Raw genomic sequence first — 19,798 nt, 5'->3', positions numbered from 1 at the left:
ATATTAAAACATTATTTTTCAAAACGTCTTTCTTTCCATTCGTAAGATCCAAACAAACTGTAAAAAGCAACGCCAGAACCAAAAAAAGGATAGAATAAACTGCTCAATAACAGACTTTTTACACTTGTTTTTGTTAAAAATTGATTGGTGATGTAAAGTAAAACGAAGTCAACTATAAATTTTAAAAAGGCAAACAAAATAAAAAATAACCAAGGCCATATTCCGAGCAATAAAAAGAAAAATCCAATTACAAAACTGAGGTTGGTCAAGAAAACAGTTAATCCTAAAAATTTTCCGAAATTACTTTGATAAGAACTTGTTTTAGCTGCCCAACGCACACGCTGATTAAACAATGACTTCCAGTTTTCACTGGGTTTTGTAATCACAATTGCTTGCTCAGATTTTAAATAATGTACCTGATCAGAAAATTTGTTTACCGCTTTTTGCAATAAAAACACATCATCTCCGCTGGCAATTTTATTATTTCCTTCAAAACCATTTAGCATTTCGAATAAGGATTTAGTATAAGCAAAATTGGCTCCATTGCACATAAATGCTTTCTGAATACCAAAACTTCCAATGGTAGCACCCTGCAAACTCGTGAAATCTAATTGCTGAAAATGATGTAAAAAAGAGTTTTCACATTCGTAAGAAACTGCTCCCACCAACATCGAAACCTGATGTTCCTGAATATAATTATCAAAAACCAAAAGCCAATTTTTGCCAAACAAACAATCAGCATCGGTTGTAATCACCCATTGGGTTTTTACATGTTGCATGGCAGTGGTAATAGCATCCTTTTTTGGAGAATTAGAAACCCGAATGCTTTCTATAATAGTAACTCGGAATTTAGAACTTGGAACTTGAAATTTTTCTTTTGAACTGTCATCAACCAAAATCAATTCGAACAAATGATGCGGATAATTAAGCGCATTTAAACTTTCTAAGAGCTTCGGCAAATTCTCAGTTTCATTCCGAAAGGGAACTATAATGGTAAAATTTGTTTGTGGTTTTAAATCTGTTTTTTCATGCTTTTTTACCTTCAAAAAGCCATAAATAAGCATCTTAATACTGATCAGATAAATGGCTAATATGGCAAATAAAGCAAAAATCATATTCTGGTTTTTGTTTTAAAATTCAATACATAATAACTTCCTAAAATCACTGGTAAAACTACATTCAAAAACCACATTAGTGTACTGATAAACACCACAATCCATTCATTTACATCTAAAATTCCGAAGAAATAAATAGCCACACTTCCTTTTACAGCAAAATCTAAAAACTGAAAAGTAGGCAATGAAGAAGCTAAAAAATAAACTACTGCAATCGTAGCAATCAAAGTAAAATAAGGCAGTTGTACATCAAAAGCCAGAAATAAAAAATAATACTGATGAGAGAAAACAAGGTAACGCAAAATACCTAAAAAAATATTTTTTTGATGAATGGGTTTCGGAATCTCATTGATCTTATGAAGCAATTTTTCGATAGAATATCCTTTGATGGTAATTTTCTTAAAAAAGAATAAAATCACAAAAAAGAAAACAAAAATTGCGAATAAAATTCCAACTGTTTTTGCCGTAATGACTTCATATTTTGAATTAAAATACAACAATCCGAAAAGACCAAAAATCACCGTCAAAATCATCTGAATTCCGTTGCAAATTAAATTCAGAAACACGACTTTTTTAACCTCTGATTTAGGATAGTACAACGCTTTTCCTGCGTACTCTCCCACTCCGTTTGGCGTAAAAATTCCTGCTGTTAAAGCCGCCAACACTTGTTTTGTCGCTTCTCCGAGCGAAATCTCATGAATTACTTTGGCTAAATTTTGCCACTTTAAAATCTCAAAATAGCGGTTCAAAACACTTAAAAGTAAAATAAATCCAATTCCTAAAACAGATTGATTTTTACGAAATACGGTGATAAATTTTTGCCAATCGAGCTTGTCATTATGAGCCAACTGATCGTAAATAAAATAAAATGCACCCCCTACAATCAAAAGTTTGACTAGAAGAACGAGGAATTGTTTAGCTTTGTGAGGAATTAAAATCATGCCGCAAAAGTAATCAATTTGAAAATGTGGCCATTTGAAAATTAGCACTGAATTTTTGCTTTTCAAAAAACTTCAAACCTGAAATAAAAAATCACTTGACAAAAGAACGCATCATATTAGGCATTGACCCGGGAACGACCATCATGGGTTTTGGATTGATAAAAATCATCAATAAAAAAATGGAGTTTTTGCAACTAAACGAATTGCAACTTTCTAAATACGACAATCATTATCAAAAGCTAAAAATAATTTTTGAACGTACCATCGAATTAATTGAGACACATCATCCTGACGAAATTGCGATCGAAGCTCCTTTTTTTGGCAAAAACGTACAATCGATGCTAAAATTGGGTCGCGCGCAGGGGGTTGCAATGGCGGCGGGACTTTCCAGAGATATTCCGATTACGGAATACGAACCAAAAAAAATAAAAATGGCCATCACCGGAAACGGAAATGCCAGCAAAGAACAAGTTGCCAAAATGTTACAACAGCTTTTAGGACTGAAAGAATTGCCTAAAAATCTAGATTCAACAGATGGTTTGGCTGCGGCTGTTTGCCATTTTTTTAATTCTGGAAAAGTAATAGGTGATAAAAGTTATACAGGTTGGGATGCTTTTGTGAAACAAAATGAGGAACGAGTTAAGAAATAGTAGTCAGTGGTCAGTTTTTTTTAGTAATCAGTCCTTTAGTAAAACGTTCCGCTTTAAGTTTTTCAAATTTTATGACACGTTTTCCGTTATGATATAAAAAATACAATGAGATTTCAAGATTTATTAGCATACAAAAAATCATTTTCTTTAGCGATGAAAATATTCGAGATTACAAAATCATTTCCAAAAGAAGAAACTTATTCTTTAACAGATCAAATTAGACGCTCATCAAGAAGTGTACCCGTAACGATAGCTGAAGCATATAGAAAAAGAATTTATCCAAAACATTTTTATAGCAAATTAACTGATTCTGATGGAGAAAATTCCGAAACACAAGTTTGGTTAGAATTCGCCTTTGCTTGTACTTACATATCCAATACTTTATATCAGGAACTTCTTGGTGAAAGTCTGGAGATAGGGAAATTAATAAATTATATGCTTTTAAATCCCGAAAAATTTGGAGCTAAAAGAAGTGACCAATAACTCGTTTTTAGCATTTAATGGCTTTAAATAATTTAAAAATTGACTACTTAAAATCGAATATTAGTACTAACTGAACACTAAAAAAATGAATACTGAACACTAAAAAACATGAGCGGTATCTACATCCATATTCCTTTTTGCAAGCAGGCTTGTCACTATTGCGACTTTCATTTTTCTACTTCGATGAAAAAGAAAGACGAGATGATTTTGGCTTTGGCCAAAGAAATCCGCCTACGCAAAATTGAACTTGAAAATGACGTTGTAGAAACCATCTATTTTGGTGGTGGAACGCCGTCTGTACTGCAAATTTCAGAATTAAATTTTTTGATTAACGAAGTTTATGCAAACTATCAAGTTGCTGAAAATCCCGAAATTACACTCGAAGCCAATCCGGATGATTTGTCTTCAGAACGAATTATTGCTTTGTCAGAAAGCCCAATCAACCGTTTGAGCATCGGAATTCAGTCTTTTTTTGAAGATGATTTGAAAATGATGAACCGCGCTCATAATTCGGCGGAAGCCAGAAAATGTCTGGAAGAAGCGACTCGTTATTTTGATAATATTTCGCTCGATTTAATTTACGGGATTCCAGGAATGAGCGACGAAATGTGGAAACAAAATATTGAAACAGCGCTAAGTTTTGGTGTTCCGCACATCTCGAGTTATGCTTTGACTGTGGAACCGAAAACGGCTTTAAAAAAATTAATCGATACTGGAAAAATTGCCGAACCACAAGACGAAGTGGCATCCAATCATTTTATGATTTTGGTTGAAATGCTCCAAAAAAATGATTTTATTCATTACGAATTATCAAATTTTGGCAAGGAGAATTATTTTTCCAAAAACAATTCTGCTTATTGGCTGGGAAAAAAATACATCGGAATTGGCCCTTCGGCACATAGTTATGATGGTAAAAAAAGGGGCTGGAATATTGCCAACAATTCACTTTATCTAAAATCTATTCAGGAAAGTATTTTACCCTTAGAAACTGAAACTCTATCACAATCCGATCGTTATAACGAATATATTATGACTGGATTGCGAACCATTTGGGGGGTTTCTTTACAGCGAATTGAAGAAGAATTTGGTTGGGAATATTTGAATTATTTAAAGAAACAATCTCAAAAATTCTTAGATGATGAATTGGTTTTTATTGAAAATAATATTTTGAAACCTACTGCAAAAGGAAAATTTTTGACAGATGGAATCGCAAGTGATCTCTTTTACTTAAATTTGGAATGAGAGTTTAACCGCAAGGTTCGCTAAGTTTTACGCAAAAACGCTAGTTTTTATTTGTAAGAATAAATTTATATTAAACAAATTTAAAACGTAGATTTGAGTTTAATTTTATTTTTAATACTCATGTCAGAAAATGAATTATCACGAATTGTATTTAATTGTGCTTTAAAAGTTCATCAATCCTTAGGACCCGGGCTGCTAGAAAATGCTTATGAAGAATGTCTTTTTTATGAACTGAAAAAGTTAGGTCTAGAAATTGAAAAACAAAGACCTTTACCTTTATTTTACGAAGAGGTAAAACTAGATATTGGTTATCGACTAGATATTATAGTTGAAAATAAATTAATTTTGGAAATAAAATCTGTTGATGCTTTAAATGAAGTTCATTTTGCTCAATTATTAACCTATTTAAAATTAACAAATTGCAAATTAGGCTTATTGATCAATTTCAATGTAGCTTTAATAAAAAACGGCATTAGAAGAATTGTAAACAATCTTTAAAAAACTTTGCGCCCTTTGCGTAAACCTTAGCGAACCTCGCGGTTAGAATCATGATAGCAAAAATCCATAATTTTCAAATTGACTTATCAAAACCTATTGATATTTCGATTCCATTGACAAATACAGACGAAAATCCGATTGCTTGGTACATCGAAAAACCAGTTATCGAGCCTGTCGTTTTTGGTGATTGGATTGGGAAAGTTTCTGAAGGAAAGTCTTCGACCAATTTTAATACTATTTTTTTTAATCCGCACGGACATGGCACTCACACCGAATGCTTAGGACATATTACAAATGTTTTTTACAGCATCAATCAATCGCTAAAGCAATTTTTCTTTATTGCAAAATTAATTACAATTGAACCTGAAATTATCGGAGAAGATCTGGTAATTACAAAAATTCAGGTTAAAAATGCGATCGCTTCCTCTTTAGCAGGAAAGACAATCGAGGCTTTGATCATTAGAACACTTCCGAACCAAAAAGATAAAAAATCAAGAAAATATTCTCATACCAATCCGCCCTATTTGTCTGAAGAAGCTGCCGTTTTCATCCGCGAAAGCAAAATTCAACATTTGCTAATTGATCTACCAAGTGTTGACAAAGAACATGACGAAGGTAAATTATTGGCACATAAAGCTTTTTGGAATGTAACAAATACGGTTCATCTAAATTCTGATGCTCGATTATACGCAACAATTACTGAAATGATTTTTGTTCCTGATGAAATTGAAGATGGAAATTACATACTAAATCTCCAGATTGTTTCGTTTGAAAATGATGCGAGTCCGAGCAAACCAATATTATATAAAATTGCAGATTTTAGATTGTAGATTCTACAATGCTGAAAAAATCTAAAATCTGAACTCTAAAATCTAAAATTAAAATGATTACCGTTTCAACAGATAAAACTAAACTTGATGTCCCGTTTATTCAAAATTTTTTGAAAGATATTTATTGGGCCGCAGGACGTACAATCGAAGAGGTTCAAACGACAATTGACGCTTCTGTTTGTTTTGGAATTTATCTGAACGACCAACAAATTGGTTTTGCAAGAGTGATCACGGATTACGTGGTTTTTGGCTATGTAATGGATGTTTTTATAACCGAACAACATCGTGGAAAAGGGTATTCATCGATTTTGATTGAAAAGATGATGAATGAACCTCAGCTTCAAAAAATACAAATTTGGAGATTAGCGACTACAGATGCTCATTTTCTGTACCAAAAATTTGGCTTCAAAGCACTTGAGCATCCCGAAAAATTAATGGAAAAGAAAATACTATGAAAAACATTATTAAACTAGAATCCTTAGGTTTATTTATACTCGGAATTTATTTGTTTAGCCTCTTAAACTATGATTGGTGGTGGTTTTTAATTTTAATTTTAGGACCGGACATCTCGATTTTAGGATATGTTTTTGGTAACAAAACTGGCGCTTGTTCTTATAACTTGTTCCATCATCAAGGCATCGCAATTTTATTATATTTGTTGGGAATTTTTTTCGCTAATTTATCACTTCAATTGCTCGGAATAATAATGTTTTCTCATTCTGCAATGGATCGTTTTTTTGGCTATGGCCTTAAATTAAGAAAAGGATTTAAATTTACACACTTAGGCGAAATTGGTAAATAATATTTGATATGAATTTAGAAACCTATTATGAATATTGTCTTTCAAAAAAAGGAGTTTCTGAACATTTCCCTTTTGACGAAGATACTTTAGTCTTTAAAGTTGGAGGAAAAATGTTTGCGTTATCTTCTTTATCCAATTGGGAAAAGAACGAACCTGCTGTAAACCTGAAGTGTGATCCGGAAAGGGCTCAGGAGCTACGAGCTGAATACGAGGAGATAAAACCAGGGTTTCACATGAGCAAAGTACATTGGAATACCATTGCTGTCAACGGAAATCTACCCACTAATTTTATCAAAGAATTGATCGATCACTCGTATGAATTGGTTTTCAAAAGTTTGACGAAGAAAATTCAGAATGAAATTATTAAATTAGAAAATTAGGCATTACATTTGCGACGTAGGATAAAAAAACTTAGCAACTCAGTTACTTTGTAACTTAGCAACTTATCAAATATGAAAGAACAATTTAAAAAATTTCTGAACGAAGAACAAGACCCAAAAGCGATTGAAAAAATCACTTCTAAACTCAATGATTTATTGATGAAAAACGAAGAAATTGGGTATATTGCGGTTCAAAAAAAGCCTGCCATTACTGTTTTTCCAGATAGTATTGTACTGACAAACAAAAGGATTATCATTTGTAAACCTAAAAATTTAGGCCTATCAATGGATTTTATAGATTATACTTGGGATGATATTGTTGGTGCTTTTGTAAAAGAAAATATTTTAGGATCTGAGTTTTCGTTTAATACCACTACCGATTTACAGATTTCGATAGATTATATTCCGAAAATTCAAGCTCGAAAAATATATACTTACGCCAAAGAACAATTGGATTTACTAAAAAATCCAGTTATAATCGAAACTCCTTTTGCTGAAGCTCCAAAACCTATTGAAGAAGCAACTAATTTTGAACCCGAAGAAATCATCGAAGAAATTGAAACAGAAGAAGTAACAAATTTTGCAGAAATCATGCCTACTGTTACACCTTCTTATACAGAAACATACGAGCCGATTCAACAAAATCAAACTACTACTGGCGAACGTAAATTAAGCGAATTATCAAAAGAAGAACTTTTTGACAAATTACAGAATTATAAAAAACTTTTAGACAACGGTTTAATTCTTCAAGGAGAATATGACACCTATAAAAAAGAGATATTGAGCTATATGTAATTTTAGTCATAAAGTCGAAAGCCAGAAAGTCAAAAGCCAGAATAGTATTTTTCTATTCTGGCTTTTGACTTTATAAAATCTAAATGAATTTCAAACTTTACTACTAAAGCGTAGCTTTTTGTTTTTCTACAAAATTATGCGCTTGTAATTCTAAAAGTTCTATGGCTTTTTTACGTTGTAAATCGTATAGATTTTTATCCTGAGCAATATCTGCATAAACTTTGTCGTGCATCTCCGCACTGGTTTTAACTAACAAATCGCGCTGGTATTTGTTTTGTGTCAAAGTAGCTTTCATAGCTGTTTCTGCCTCTTCCTGCTTGAAATCAAATTCGCCTTTTGGCGCTAATAACTTTGCAATTATTGGAGAAGTTTCGATAGCCAAAAACAATAACATTATAAAAAATGATGGCAACCAAGGCAGTTTATCCAAAGCATTGATTCTAGCCATTAGACCATCAAAACCCTCAATAATAGGTTGGGTTTGGGTTACTTTTTTGTCTAAATCAGCCTGCAATTGCTTGGCTGTTTTTTCTTTTTCGGCAATTTTAATTTCGTTAGCCGCTTTTAAGGTTGCATATTCTTTTAAAGCAGCATCATGTTTCTCTCGTTTTTCTTTATAAACAGGACCTTTCCCTAATTTTTTAGTTCCGGTAGTCCCTTCGGCTTCGGTGATGTAAGTGGCATACAAAGCGTTTACTTCTTTTTCTTTTTTTAGAATTTCACTTTTCAAAGCAGCGATTTCGGCTTTATTTTTATCCAAATCTGATTTGAAATAGTTGCCTACTTGCTTTTTATTAGCCAACTCCATTTCATTTTTTTCCTTCAATAAAACAGTGTTGATTTCTTTTTCGAAAATTTTAATTTCTAAAGGTTTTGAGATCACAATAGCAATGATAATTGCCAAAGCAATACGAGGAGTCGCCTGAAGAAATTCGTCTGAAAAACGATCTCTTTTTTTGATAGTAGCAACAATAAATCGATCTAAATTAAAGATGAGTAAACTCCAAACAAATCCAAAAATTAAAGCCGGATAAATAGAGTCGAAAACGGTAAAAAGAGCATAAGTACCGGCCAAAAAAGCCATAACCGCAGTAAAAAAAACGGTTGCTCCAATACCAACATATTTGGTTTGTTCGCCATCTGAACAACCCTCGAGGAGATCCTTATCGGCTCCAGAACACAGGATAAAAAATTGTTTTAACATGATTGATGATTTTTGATTGATGATTACTTCGTCAGTTCGCCCTAAGGGCTCGTGTGATAAGGCAAATTTAGCGCCAAAATTTCAATTCTGACCTAAATAGTTGATTTGTTTTTAATTGCAGATTATTCTTTTATGATTTTCATGTTATTTAAAGATTAATTCATTTTGTTTTTACTCCTCCAATCATAACAATCTGTTAATTTTTTTTACAAAGTTTAATAATATTAAGGCTATAGTTTTGCGTCAAAATCAAATAAAAAAATGAAAAAAATTTATCTATTGGTTATCTTCCTTTCATTGGCACTTTCAAGCTATGCGCAAAAAGCCATAATTTCAGGAAAAGTTTTAGATGCAGATGACAAACTTCCTTTGCCTGGAGCCATGATTCAAATTGTTGGTGAAAACAAATACACCGTTTCCGATTATAATGGCCGTTTTGAGCTACTTAACATCAATCCTGGAACTTACCAAGTACAAATAAAATATATTGGTTATACTTCCTTAATGCATGACATTACTGTTGAAGAAGGTAAAAATAATGTTCTGGACTTTTCGCTAAAAACTTCAGGAACCGAATTGAATGAGGTGATCGTTGGAGACATTTTAAAAGGTCAGGCAAAAGCATTAAATCAACAAAAAAACAGCAAAAACATTGGAAATGTGATTTCGTCTGATCAAGTAGGTCGCTTTCCTGATGCTAATGTTGGGGATGCCCTAAAACGTGTTCCGGGTATCACAATGCAAAATGATCAGGGTGAGGCTCGAAATATTATTATCAGAGGTTTAGCACCGTCACTAAACTCCGTAACTCTTAATGGCGATCGAATTCCGTCTGCGGAAGGTGATAACAGAAACGTACAAATGGATTTGATTCCATCTGATATGATTTCAACGATCGAAGTCAATAAAACATTAACTTCTGATATGGATGCTGATGCTATCGGAGGATCTGTAAATTTGGTAACAAGAGCGACCCCAAACGGAGAAAGAATCTCGGCAACTCTTGCTGGTGGTTACTTACCAATTCGAGAAAATCCTTCTTATACTGCAGGTTTAGTATATGGAAATCGTTTTTTTGACAACAAATTTGGATTCGTTTTTAGTGGTTCTTATAATAATGTAGATTACGGCTCTGACAACGTTGAGAACGAATGGGTAAAGGATGAATTTGGGAATGAATTTTTGCAAGCTGCCGAAATTAGAAAATATGATGTGCAACGCATTCGCCGCAGTGGATCTATCGCTTTAGATTATAAATTTGACGAAAATAACAGCCTTTTTGCCAATGCAATTTACAATTGGAGAGACGATAGAGAAAATCGTTTTAGAACGACGTACGATGATATTGAAGCAATTTATAATGGTGAAGAAATTACGGGTTTTGAAGGTCGTGTAAAACGCGAAACCAAAGGTGGCGTTGACAATAGTCGTAATAAAAGCAGACGTCTCGAAGACCAGCGCGTGCAAAATTATTCGCTTCGCGGAGAACATTTAATCAACTCAAAATTAGATCTTGATTGGTCGGCAAATTATGCAAAAGCCCGCGAATATCGACCAGGAGAACGTTACATAGAATACCGTCAGGAAGGACTAGTAATTAATCAGGATTTCTCCGAAAATAAATTTCCTTTGGTAACATCAGTTGGAGAAGCTTTAGATGAATTAGAATTTAACTCTGTTTCTGAAAATACAGATGATACGAGCGAAAGTGAATTTGGTGCAAAAGTCAATATTCGTTTCCCTTTTTCTATTATTCCTTCTGAAAAAGGAAGACTTAGAACAGGTCTTAGACTTAGAATGAAAGAAAAAGAAAGAAATAATGTTTTCTATTCTTACGAGCCAATCAATGATGGAATGGGATTGTTATCTGAAATTCCAACTAGTTATTTTGATGGAAAAAACTTTAATCCTGGAAGCAAATATATCGCAGGAAATTTTGCTTCGGCGAATTTCTTAGGAAATCTTGATTTGAATAACGCTTCATTATTTGATAAAGAAACAGATCCATCAGAATATTTGGCCGTAAATTATACCGCAAAAGAAAATATTTATGCTGCTTACGTAAGATGGGATCAGGATTTTAATGATAAGTTATCAATGGTTTTGGGTTTCCGCTTAGAAAGCACAAACATTGATTACACTGGAAACCGTGTTTTAGACGAAGAAGAATTAGAAAGTACAATCAATACTACAAACTCGTATACGAACTTATTGCCAAGTATTTCATTTCAATATAATGCTACCAAAGATTTAGTTTTAAGAGCAGCTGCCACAACTGCTTTGGCTCGACCAAACTATTATGCACTGGCTCCGTACGTAAACAATATTGCTTCTGATAAAGAAATCACAGCTGGAAACCCAGAGCTTGACGCCACTTACTCGTACAATTATGATTTTATGGCCGAAAATTATTTCAAATCAGTAGGACTTATTTCCGGAGGTTTTTTCTATAAAAAATTAAATGATTTTATCTACACTTACAGCGATGGCCAATATTCGGCAGAAAAATTTGCTGCTGATTTTCCTAATCAGGCCAACCCAATTCCGGCAGGAGAAAACTGGGAATTTATTCAATCTAGAAATGGAGACAAAGTAGATGCTTATGGTTTTGAAGTAGCATTTCAACGTCAGTTAGATTTCTTACCTGGAAAATTTTTAAAAGGTTTTGGTATTTATTTGAATTATACATATACTGAATCTAAAGCAAAAGGAATTGCCGATGAAGATGGAAACGAAAGAAACAACATAAGCCTTCCTGGTACAACGCCACACATGTTTAACGGCTCGCTATCATGGGAAAACAAACGTTTTTCAGCGAGAATTTCGACCAACTTTACCTCTGATTATTTAGACGAATTAGGTTCAGAAGCGTATAATGATAGTTATTATGACAAACAGTTTTTCTTAGATGCAAATGCTTCTTACAAAATAACGCCAAAACTTCGTGTTTTTGCCGAAGCTAATAACCTGACGAATCAACCGTTGCGTTATTACCAAGGAGTTGAATCGCACACAAAACAAGTAGAATATTATCAGGCTCGTTATAATTTTGGTTTGAAACTTGACTTATAATAAAATCTATTTAAAAATTCATAAATTAGACAGAATGGTAACATCCTGTCTAATTTTATTAAAAATAAATTCAAAATGAAATACCAAAATACAGTTATAATTTTTCTTTCGAGCGTTTTATTAATTGCTTGTAAAGACCAATTGGCGCCAATTCCTGAAAATGCACTACAACCAACGGCTGTGACCGAAGCTTTGCCACATGATACCGATGACCCTTCTATTTGGATACATCCAACAGATGCCACTAAAAGCATTATTGTTGGAACTGATAAAGATACAGACGGAGGATTATATGCTTTTGATTTAAAAGGTAAAATTGTAGCAAAATCGGAAGTTTTAAAACGCCCCAACAATGTTGATATCGCTTATGGTTTAGTAATTGATGGAAAAAAAGTAGACGTTGCTGTAACAACAGAACGCGAAAGCAATAAAATAAGAGTTTTTAGTTTACCCGATTTGAAAGCAATTGACAACGGCGGAATTCCTGTTTTTGAAACAGAAAAATTGCGTGACCCAATGGGTATTGCCCTGTACACACGCTCAAGTGACAAAAAGATTTTTGCCATTGTGGGAAGAAAATCAGGGCCTTCCGGAAGTTATTTATGGCAATACGAACTCTCTGGTTCAGGAAAATGGGCAACTGCAAAAGTGGTACGAAAATTTGGTTTTTACAGCGGTAAAAAAGAAATTGAAGCTATTGCCGTCGACAACGAATTGGGAATGATTTATTATTGCGATGAACAATTTGGTATAAGAAAATATAAAGCAGATCCAGCTTTGAACGATAATAAAGAAGTAGCGCTTTTTGGCAAAACGGATTTTAAAGCGGATAATGAAGGCATAGCCATTTACAAAAAAACAGATTCTACCGGTTATATTTTAGTATCAAATCAGCAAGCCAATACTTTTATGGTGTATCCTAGAGAAGGTGCAAACGGAAATCCAAACAATTATCCTTTATTGGCTGAGATTCCGACTTCGACAATAGAGTGTGACGGTGCCGATGTAACAAATGTAAATTTAGGGAAAAACTATAAAAATGGCCTTTTTGTAGCAATGAGCAACGGAATGACTTTTCATTATTATACATGGAATTTGATTCAGAAAAGTATTGATGAACAAAGAAAAAAATAAATTTTCAATCAGAATCAATCACAATCAATCATAATTTTTAGTTGTTTATAATTGAACCCTTTTATTCAAAAAAATTGAATCATTTGGTTATTCATCAAAATATACAACTAAAAAAAATCTTGTCATACTGAGTAGAGTCGAAGCAACTTATGACTCTGCGCATTCTACTCCGAAACCCCGGAATTTCTTAGGATGACAAAAGCAAAAAAAGCTGTTCATGACGAACAGCTTTTTTAGTTTGAATTAGTAATTTCCTTATTCTGTAATGGGAGCACCTGCCAAAATCTCGGCATTGGCAAACTCTTCAAATTTGGCAAAATTAGCTTTGAATTTCTGCGCTAATTCGATTGCTTTTTTATCATATAACTCAGGATCTTCCCAAGTATTTCTCGGATTCAAAATCTCGCTCGGAACATTCGGGCAAGATTGTGGTTTTGCGATTCCAAACACAGCGTGATTCTCATAAGCTACATTGTCTAGTTCTCCTTTTAATGCAGCGGTAATCATCGCACGGGTATATTTTAGTTTCATACGGCTTCCTGTTCCGTATGCACCACCTGTCCAGCCAGTATTGATTAACCAAACTTTTACGTCAGCGTCTTTCATTTTTTTGGTTAACATTTCTGCGTAGCGCGTTGGATGCAGCGGCATAAAAGGCGCTCCAAAACATGCTGAAAAATTAGGTTGCGGTTCTGTAACTCCGGCTTCTGTACCTGCAACTTTTGCCGTATATCCTGAGATAAAGTGGTAAGCTGCCTGACCTGGGGTTAATTTTGAAATTGGAGGCAAAATTCCAAACGAGTCTGCCGTCAAGAAAAATATATTTTTAGGATTGTGACCTATAGAACCAGGTTGGATATTATCGATGTGCGAAATTGGATAGCTCACACGAGTGTTTTGTGTGATGGAAACATCATCAAAATCTACTTCGTTTGTTCCTGCTTTAAAAACCACATTTTCTAAAAGAGCTCCTTTTTTGATGGCTCTAAAAATATCCGGCTCATTTTCTTCTGATAAATTAATCACTTTTGCGTAACAGCCTCCTTCAAAGTTAAAAACAGTGTTTTCGCTTGTCCAACCATGCTCATCATCTCCAATTAATTTACGATCAGGATCAGCTGACAACGTTGTTTTTCCAGTTCCTGATAATCCAAAGAAAATAGCCGTATCTCCTGCTTCTCCCACATTGGCACTGCAATGCATTGGTAAAGTATTTTCAAAAACTGGTAAAATAAAATTCAAGGCAGAAAAAATGCCTTTTTTCATTTCTCCGGTATATCCTGTTCCGCCAATAAGTGCTACTTTTTTGGTAAAATCTAAAATAGCAAAATTAGGCTGGCGTGTTCCGTCAATTTCAGGAACGGCCATAAAACTTGGCGCACAAATTACCGTCCATTCCGGAGTAAAATTTGCCAACTCAGAAACCTCAGGTCTTAAAAACATATTGTAACAAAATAAGTTTGACCAAGCTGTTTCTGTTACTACGCGAACATTTAATCGGTAATTTTTATCCGAACAAACATAAGAGTCACGTACAAAAACTTCTTTATTGGATAAAAACTGTGTTACTTTATTATATAATTTTTCAAACGCTTCCGATTCAAAAGGGATGTTTACATTTCCCCACCAAACTTGATTCTCTGTAATACTGTCTTTTACGATAAAACGATCTTGAGGAGAACGCCCTGTAAATTCACCCGTATTAATTGCTAATGCTCCTGTCGAGCTCTCAACACCTTGGCCTGATTGCAAAGTAATCGCATGCAATTCGTCTGCAGATAATTGATAACGAACTGTTGCATTTTCAATTCCTAATTCTTTTAACGAAATCGATTGCGAGAAAAGTGTGTTTGTGTCCATAAATTTGTTGTTGTGTGTTGGTATTTAGTGCACAAATATAATATTACCTTTTTATAAGTATGAAAATTCAAACTTTCTGGGGTTGTTATATTTTTTATTAAAACTGATACAAAATAGCAAAAACTCACATAAGCAAGATTATATGTTATTTATTTATGACAAAATTAAAGATTAATTTTTAGATAGAATTTTTTATTCGGTATTTTATGATTTTTGCCTCAAAATAGTAAAGAATAAATAGCCCCAAGCAACAATTAATAGCAAACCTCCTAAAGGTGTTGCGAATCCGATAATTTTAAAATCAAAAACAGTAAGGTGATTTGTGGCTAGTAGATAAATTGAACCACTGAAAAGAATTACTCCACCAACAACTAAATTGGAGATTGTTTTCAAAACATTTAGCGCAATTTCTTTTCTGGTAGACAGAAAAAACAGAAAAAAAGCATGATACATCTGATAACGAACACCCACTTCAAAAGTATTTAATTGCTCGATAGAGAGCCATTTTTTTAGTAAATGTGCTCCAAATGCTCCAAGAATAATGGACAACATTCCTAAAAAAGCACCAGTCAAAACTATTCGTCTTTTCATATTATATGGTTTTCAGGTTTTAAGCAAAAGTACCTTAATAGTCTCAAAATTACATTCTGTTTTAAAAAAATCTATCAAAAAATTGAAATTATATTTTAAGATGCTTTATTTGAAAAAAATTAATTTTATTATTATTTCAATTGTTATGTTTGTAACATTTTAATATATTTGTGTTATAAATATAAAAAATGAGACGCATTTTAATAATAGGTGCAGGAAGATCAGCTTCCTCATTGATTCGATATTTACTTTCAAAATCTGAAAAAGAAAATCTACATCTTATTGTAGCAGATTTGTCTTTGGCTTTGGCCCAAAAAAAGACGCAGCATCATCCTAACGCAACTCCTATTGCCTTAGATATTTTTGATGTTGAAGAACGAAAAGCTGCGATAGAGAAAGCAACTATAGTAATATCGATGCTTCCTGCTCATTTGCATATCGAAATTGCCAAGGATTGTCTAGAATTTAAAAAACACCTTGTTACCGCATCATACATTAGCGACGCCATGCAGGCATTGGATGAAGAGGCAAAAAAGAACAATTTGATCTTTATGAACGAAATTGGCCTCGATCCCGGAATTGACCACATGAGTGCCATGAAAGTGATTGACGAGATTAGAGCAAAAGGAGGTAAAATGCTCCTTTTTGAATCATTTTGCGGCGGATTAGTAGCTCCTGAGTCGGATAATAATTTATGGAATTACAAATTTACTTGGGCACCCAGAAATGTTGTTCTGGCTGGACAAGGTGGCGCAGCAAAGTTTATCCAGGAGGGCACTTATAAATACATTCCGTATGGCGCTTTATTTCGCAGAACTGAGTTTCTAGAAGTAGAAGGTTACGGCAAGTTTGAAGCTTACTCCAACCGAGATTCTCTTAAATACAGATCCATTTACGGTTTAGACAATATCTTGACTTTGTACCGCGGAACAATACGTAGAGTTGGCTTCTCTAAAGCATGGAATATGTTTGTGCAATTGGGTATGACAGACGACAGCTACATTATGGAAGGTTCTGAAAACATGAGTTACCGCCAATTTATAAATTCATTTTTACCTTATCACCCAACCGATTCTGCCGAGATAAAAACACGATTATTGTTGAAAATTGATCAGGATGATATTATGTGGGACAAACTTCTGGAATTGGATTTATTTAATGCAGATAAAAAAGTGAATTTGCCTAATGCTACACCTGCTCAAATTTTAGAAAAAATACTTTCTGACAGTTGGACATTGGAGCCCGAAGACAAAGACATGATTGTGATGTATCATAAATTTGGTTACGAACTAAACGGTGTGAAATCACAAATTGATTCGAAAATGGTTTGTATCGGAGACGATCAAACCTACACTGCAATGGCCAAAACAGTGGGATTGCCCGTTGCTATTGCCACTTTATTGATTTTGAATGAAAAAATTACAACTCCCGGAGTGCAACTCCCTATAAACAGAGAAGTTTATCTGCCAATTCTGGAGGAGTTAGAAGAATATGGTGTTGTTTTTAACGAGCAAACCATGCCTTATTTTGGATACAATCCGGACTTATTTTAGTCTTACCTTTTTTTTTAATTTTTATTTAAATTTTTTTTAGTTTTTAATTGTTATCCGCTTCCTTAAAGAAGCGGTTTTTTTTTATGTTTTGTCTCAATACTTGCTTATTTAATTTCTTGCTCTGAAATCAGTTGGCCATGATTGTATTTTCTTATGTCTGTTAATCTTCCTTTGTCTGAATAAAATTTCCACTCTCCGAAATAAAACCAATGCGTTTCTAAAGAATCGATTTCAACTTTCGTTTTTCCTTTTGATTGAAGCTTTCCGTTTTTGTAGTAATTTTTTACGGTACAAATTCCATTTTTGTATTTTTCGGTTTTATAAATTGTTCCGTTAATATACGTTTTCCACTTTTTTACGGGCTGATCATTTTTGTATTGCTCAACCGATTTGTAAATGACACTATCCTGTTCATAATTTTCTATCCAGATTCCTTCTTTCTTCTTGTCAACCATCCGATTGATTGGTTTGCTTTTGCATCCTGAAATTAATATTCCACAAAATAATATTATATAAAATTGACGCATATTTGTTTTTGTTTGAGTTTTTGTACTGCAAACGTAGCCTTTAAATTTTAAAATGTAAGAAAAAATACTTCATAGAAATTATTATTCAGGTGACAATTGAAATACGAAGATTTCTGACTAACGAGAATTGCGTTAGGGATGGGAGCGGCATCTCCCGATTTAGAAAAACAAGGCTTTTTTGCCGTAGTTTTTGTTAATTGGGAATACAGCGGACAGCCCGACCCTTGGGGAACGCCCATAAAAAAATCCGCTCATTGCTGAACGGATTTTGCGTTTTATCTCTAATTAAACTATTTTGAAAGTTCTACAAAATACTTGTAAAACAAAGGAATTGTTTCGATTCCTTTGAGGTAATTGAAGATTCCGAAATGCTCGTTTGGCGAGTGGATGGCATCGCTATCTAAGCCGAAGCCCATCAAAATTGTCTTGCTTTTTAATTCTTTTTCGAACAAGGCTACAATTGGAATACTACCACCAGAACGCACTGGAATAGCAGGAACTCCAAAAGTTTCGGTGTACGCCATGTTTGCAGCCTTATAACCAATACTATCAATTGGGGTCACGTAACCCTGACCACCATGATGCGGTGTTACTTTTACAGTAACTCCCGCTGGGGCAATACTGGTAAAATGTTTAACAAAAAGTTCGGTGATTTCTTCCCAGTCCTGGTTGGGAACCAAACGCATGGAGATTTTTGCGAAAGCTTTGCTTGCAATAACCGTTTTGGCTCCTTCGCCTTGATATCCGCCCCAGATTCCGTTTACATCTAATGTAGGACGAATTGAGTTGCGTTCGTTGGTTACATAGCCTTTTTCGCCATAAACATCGTTTAAGTCCAGTGCTTTTTTATATTTTTCTAAACTAAAAGGTGCTTTTGCCATTTCGGCTCTTTCTTCCAGCGATAATTCTTCAACTTTATCATAGAATCCTGGAATCGTAATATGATTGTTCTCGTCATGAAGCGAAGCGATCATTTTTGCCAGAATATTGATCGGGTTTGCCACTGCGCCACCGTATAATCCTGAATGCAAGTCGCGATTTGGACCTGTAACTTCAACCTCAACATAACTCAAACCACGTAATCCTGTAGTGATAGAAGGTTGTTGGTTGGAAATCATTCCGGTATCTGAAATCAAAATCACATCATTTTTTAATTTTTCGTGATTGCGTTCTACAAACCAGCCCAAACTTTTAGAGCCAACTTCTTCTTCTCCTTCAATCATAAACTTTACATTGCAAGGCAGCGTATTGTTTTGCACCATATATTCTAATGCTTTTACATGCATGTACATCTGACCTTTGTCATCGCACGCTCCGCGGGCAAAAATGGCTCCTTCGGGATGAATTTCGGTTTTTTTGATCACGGGTTCAAACGGAGGCGATGTCCATAATTCCATCGGATCCGGCGGTTGCACATCATAATGCCCATATACCAAAACAGTAGGCAAATTAGGGTCGATAATTTTCTCCCCATAAACAATTGGATAGCCCGGAGTATCGCAAATTTCGACAAAATCGCATCCTGCTTTTGATAAACTTTCTTTTACAGCGTCGGCTGTATCGATAACATCTTGCGAATAGGCAGTATCTGCACTTACCGAAGGAATCTTTAATAATTCGATCAATTCGTTGATAAACCGATCTTTATGTTGTTGAACGTAAGCTTTTATATCTTCCATTTAAATGATTTTTTATAGTGTCTCAAAAATACAAAAAAGAGAATTAATATTTTTTTCAGAAATTGCTTTGAAAATTAGAACTTATGATTATCTTTGCACCCACAAACACTAGTTCAATGAACTCCTCTTTACAACAAGAGCCAAGTGAATTAATTGAGCGGATATGGTGAAATTGGTAGACATGCCAGACTTAGGATCTGGTGCCGCAAGGCGTGTAGGTTCGAGTCCTATTATCCGCACTGAAAAAAGCTTCTGAGAAATCAGAAGCTTTTTTGTTTTACTATATGTCTTTCCAGAAATAGCGATACATAAAACATGGATCAACACATATTGTTGTGGGGAAATATTAAAATCTAGATATTTGTATTTTCAAATTATACCCTAATGCAAGATTCTTTTATCGATATCCTTAAGTTGTTACTGCCTGAGATACTAGTAGACT

General features: G+C 34.1%; 19 protein-coding genes and 1 tRNA gene. 13 read left to right on the top strand and 7 right to left on the bottom strand.

Going from position 1 to position 19,798, the window contains the following annotated elements:
- Window positions 1-11 precede the first annotated feature (11 nt).
- Both J3495_RS15785 and J3495_RS15780 read right to left on the bottom strand, forming a co-directional pair.
- Window positions 12-1,115: a glycosyltransferase family 2 protein gene (locus tag J3495_RS15785; protein WP_210667505.1), complete on the bottom strand. Its 1,104-nt coding sequence runs from the start codon at window positions 1,113-1,115 to the stop codon at window positions 12-14.
- The gene (locus tag J3495_RS15780; RefSeq protein ID WP_210667504.1) at window positions 1,112-2,056 is read right to left on the bottom strand and encodes a lysylphosphatidylglycerol synthase domain-containing protein; all 945 of its coding nucleotides are present in this window, start codon (window positions 2,054-2,056) and stop codon (window positions 1,112-1,114) included. Before J3495_RS15780 ends, J3495_RS15785 begins: the two co-directional genes overlap by 4 nt.
- Window positions 2,057-2,151: 95 nt before the next feature.
- On the opposite strand from J3495_RS15780, the gene ruvC reads away from it, so the two are divergent.
- From ruvC to J3495_RS15735, 9 genes are all read left to right on the top strand, one after another.
- Complete coding sequence (ruvC, locus tag J3495_RS15775) at window positions 2,152-2,706, top strand: crossover junction endodeoxyribonuclease RuvC (protein WP_210667503.1); 555 nt, start codon at window positions 2,152-2,154, stop codon at window positions 2,704-2,706.
- A 105-nt stretch (window positions 2,707-2,811) separates the two neighbouring features.
- The gene (locus J3495_RS15770; RefSeq protein ID WP_210667502.1) at window positions 2,812-3,189 is read left to right on the top strand and encodes a four helix bundle protein; all 378 of its coding nucleotides are present in this window, start codon (window positions 2,812-2,814) and stop codon (window positions 3,187-3,189) included.
- A 108-nt stretch (window positions 3,190-3,297) separates the two neighbouring features.
- Window positions 3,298-4,431, top strand: a complete 1,134-nt coding sequence (gene hemW / locus J3495_RS15765; protein WP_210667501.1) for a radical SAM family heme chaperone HemW — start codon at window positions 3,298-3,300, stop codon at window positions 4,429-4,431.
- Between the two features lie 120 nt (window positions 4,432-4,551).
- Window positions 4,552-4,929: a GxxExxY protein gene (locus J3495_RS15760; RefSeq protein ID WP_210667500.1), complete on the top strand. Its 378-nt coding sequence runs from the start codon at window positions 4,552-4,554 to the stop codon at window positions 4,927-4,929.
- 50 nt (window positions 4,930-4,979) lie between these two features.
- A complete protein-coding gene (locus tag J3495_RS15755; RefSeq protein WP_210667499.1) occupies window positions 4,980-5,759 on the top strand; it encodes a cyclase family protein in 780 nt (259 codons plus the stop codon).
- 53 nt (window positions 5,760-5,812) lie between these two features.
- Window positions 5,813-6,214 carry a GNAT family N-acetyltransferase gene (locus tag J3495_RS15750; protein ID WP_210667498.1) on the top strand — a complete coding sequence of 134 codons (402 nt, stop codon included), beginning with the start codon at window positions 5,813-5,815 and terminating at the stop codon, window positions 6,212-6,214.
- Window positions 6,211-6,561 (top strand): DUF4260 domain-containing protein, encoded by a 351-nt coding sequence (locus J3495_RS15745; protein WP_210667497.1) that lies wholly within the window; start codon window positions 6,211-6,213, stop codon window positions 6,559-6,561. The genes J3495_RS15750 and J3495_RS15745 overlap by 4 nt, the downstream gene beginning before the upstream one ends.
- A gap of 8 nt (window positions 6,562-6,569) precedes the next feature.
- A complete protein-coding gene (locus J3495_RS15740; RefSeq protein ID WP_210667496.1) occupies window positions 6,570-6,941 on the top strand; it encodes an MmcQ/YjbR family DNA-binding protein in 372 nt (123 codons plus the stop codon).
- Window positions 6,942-7,013: 72 nt separating this feature from the next.
- Window positions 7,014-7,736, top strand: a complete 723-nt coding sequence (locus J3495_RS15735) for a PH domain-containing protein (protein ID WP_210667495.1) — start codon at window positions 7,014-7,016, stop codon at window positions 7,734-7,736.
- Window positions 7,737-7,839: 103 nt separating this feature from the next.
- Here the strand turns inward: J3495_RS15735 and J3495_RS15730 are convergent, their stop codons facing one another.
- A complete protein-coding gene (locus J3495_RS15730) occupies window positions 7,840-8,940 on the bottom strand; it encodes a DUF4407 domain-containing protein (RefSeq protein ID WP_210667494.1) in 1,101 nt (366 codons plus the stop codon).
- Window positions 8,941-9,201: 261 nt separating this feature from the next.
- Here J3495_RS15730 and J3495_RS15725 point away from each other — a divergent pair, with 261 nt between their 5' ends.
- Together J3495_RS15725 and J3495_RS15720 are read left to right on the top strand one after the other, a co-directional pair.
- Window positions 9,202-12,012, top strand: a complete 2,811-nt coding sequence (locus tag J3495_RS15725; RefSeq protein ID WP_210667493.1) for a TonB-dependent receptor — start codon at window positions 9,202-9,204, stop codon at window positions 12,010-12,012.
- 75 nt (window positions 12,013-12,087) lie between these two features.
- Window positions 12,088-13,146, top strand: coding sequence for a phytase (locus J3495_RS15720; RefSeq protein ID WP_210667492.1), 1,059 nt, complete (start codon window positions 12,088-12,090; stop codon window positions 13,144-13,146).
- 255 nt (window positions 13,147-13,401) lie between these two features.
- Here the strand turns inward: J3495_RS15720 and pckA are convergent, their stop codons facing one another.
- On the bottom strand, window positions 13,402-15,006 hold the full coding sequence (gene pckA, locus J3495_RS15715) for a phosphoenolpyruvate carboxykinase (ATP) (protein ID WP_210667491.1): 1,605 nt from the start codon (window positions 15,004-15,006) through the stop codon (window positions 13,402-13,404).
- A gap of 204 nt (window positions 15,007-15,210) precedes the next feature.
- Window positions 15,211-15,597 (bottom strand): DUF423 domain-containing protein, encoded by a 387-nt coding sequence (locus J3495_RS15710; protein WP_210667490.1) that lies wholly within the window; start codon window positions 15,595-15,597, stop codon window positions 15,211-15,213.
- Window positions 15,598-15,785: 188 nt separating this feature from the next.
- On the opposite strand from J3495_RS15710, the gene J3495_RS15705 reads away from it, so the two are divergent.
- Window positions 15,786-17,150 carry a saccharopine dehydrogenase family protein gene (locus J3495_RS15705; protein WP_210667489.1) on the top strand — a complete coding sequence of 455 codons (1,365 nt, stop codon included), beginning with the start codon at window positions 15,786-15,788 and terminating at the stop codon, window positions 17,148-17,150.
- 104 nt (window positions 17,151-17,254) lie between these two features.
- Here J3495_RS15705 and J3495_RS15700 read toward each other — a convergent pair whose 3' ends face one another.
- Window positions 17,255-17,605, bottom strand: a complete 351-nt coding sequence (locus J3495_RS15700) for a hypothetical protein (RefSeq protein ID WP_236025485.1) — start codon at window positions 17,603-17,605, stop codon at window positions 17,255-17,257.
- A 362-nt stretch (window positions 17,606-17,967) separates the two neighbouring features.
- Window positions 17,968-19,356, bottom strand: a complete 1,389-nt coding sequence (locus J3495_RS15695; protein ID WP_210667487.1) for a dipeptidase — start codon at window positions 19,354-19,356, stop codon at window positions 17,968-17,970.
- Window positions 19,357-19,513: 157 nt separating this feature from the next.
- Here J3495_RS15695 and J3495_RS15690 point away from each other — a divergent pair.
- Window positions 19,514-19,595, top strand: a tRNA-Leu gene (locus J3495_RS15690).
- Window positions 19,596-19,798 lie beyond the last annotated feature (203 nt).

The sequence above is a fragment of the Flavobacterium geliluteum genome, from assembly GCF_017948595.1.
GTDB classification, from domain to species: Bacteria; Bacteroidota; Bacteroidia; order Flavobacteriales; family Flavobacteriaceae; genus Flavobacterium; species Flavobacterium flavipigmentatum.
This window is presented reverse-complemented; position numbering and strand designations above follow the sequence as displayed.

Bases quoted from the DNA above. Each gene is read 5' to 3' on its own strand.
- J3495_RS15780 (WP_210667504.1), bottom strand. From the start codon at position 2,056: ATGATTTTAATTCCTCACAAAGCTAAACAATTCCTCGTTCTTCTAGTC.
- J3495_RS15735 (WP_210667495.1), top strand. From the start codon at position 7,014: ATGAAAGAACAATTTAAAAAATTTCTGAACGAAGAACAAGACCCAAAA.
- J3495_RS15740 (WP_210667496.1), top strand. From the start codon at position 6,570: ATGAATTTAGAAACCTATTATGAATATTGTCTTTCAAAAAAAGGAGTT.
- J3495_RS15730 (WP_210667494.1), bottom strand. From the start codon at position 8,940: ATGTTAAAACAATTTTTTATCCTGTGTTCTGGAGCCGATAAGGATCTC.
- J3495_RS15770 (WP_210667502.1), top strand. From the start codon at position 2,812: ATGAGATTTCAAGATTTATTAGCATACAAAAAATCATTTTCTTTAGCG.
- J3495_RS15710 (WP_210667490.1), bottom strand. From the start codon at position 15,597: ATGAAAAGACGAATAGTTTTGACTGGTGCTTTTTTAGGAATGTTGTCC.
- J3495_RS15695 (WP_210667487.1), bottom strand. From the start codon at position 19,356: ATGGAAGATATAAAAGCTTACGTTCAACAACATAAAGATCGGTTTATC.
- hemW (WP_210667501.1), top strand. From the start codon at position 3,298: ATGAGCGGTATCTACATCCATATTCCTTTTTGCAAGCAGGCTTGTCAC.
- J3495_RS15720 (WP_210667492.1), top strand. From the start codon at position 12,088: ATGAAATACCAAAATACAGTTATAATTTTTCTTTCGAGCGTTTTATTA.
- J3495_RS15755 (WP_210667499.1), top strand. From the start codon at position 4,980: ATGATAGCAAAAATCCATAATTTTCAAATTGACTTATCAAAACCTATT.
- J3495_RS15785 (WP_210667505.1), bottom strand. From the start codon at position 1,115: ATGATTTTTGCTTTATTTGCCATATTAGCCATTTATCTGATCAGTATT.
- J3495_RS15725 (WP_210667493.1), top strand. From the start codon at position 9,202: ATGAAAAAAATTTATCTATTGGTTATCTTCCTTTCATTGGCACTTTCA.
- pckA (WP_210667491.1), bottom strand. From the start codon at position 15,006: ATGGACACAAACACACTTTTCTCGCAATCGATTTCGTTAAAAGAATTA.
- J3495_RS15745 (WP_210667497.1), top strand. From the start codon at position 6,211: ATGAAAAACATTATTAAACTAGAATCCTTAGGTTTATTTATACTCGGA.
- J3495_RS15760 (WP_210667500.1), top strand. From the start codon at position 4,552: ATGTCAGAAAATGAATTATCACGAATTGTATTTAATTGTGCTTTAAAA.
- J3495_RS15750 (WP_210667498.1), top strand. From the start codon at position 5,813: ATGATTACCGTTTCAACAGATAAAACTAAACTTGATGTCCCGTTTATT.
- J3495_RS15700 (WP_236025485.1), bottom strand. From the start codon at position 17,605: ATGGTTGACAAGAAGAAAGAAGGAATCTGGATAGAAAATTATGAACAG.
- J3495_RS15705 (WP_210667489.1), top strand. From the start codon at position 15,786: ATGAGACGCATTTTAATAATAGGTGCAGGAAGATCAGCTTCCTCATTG.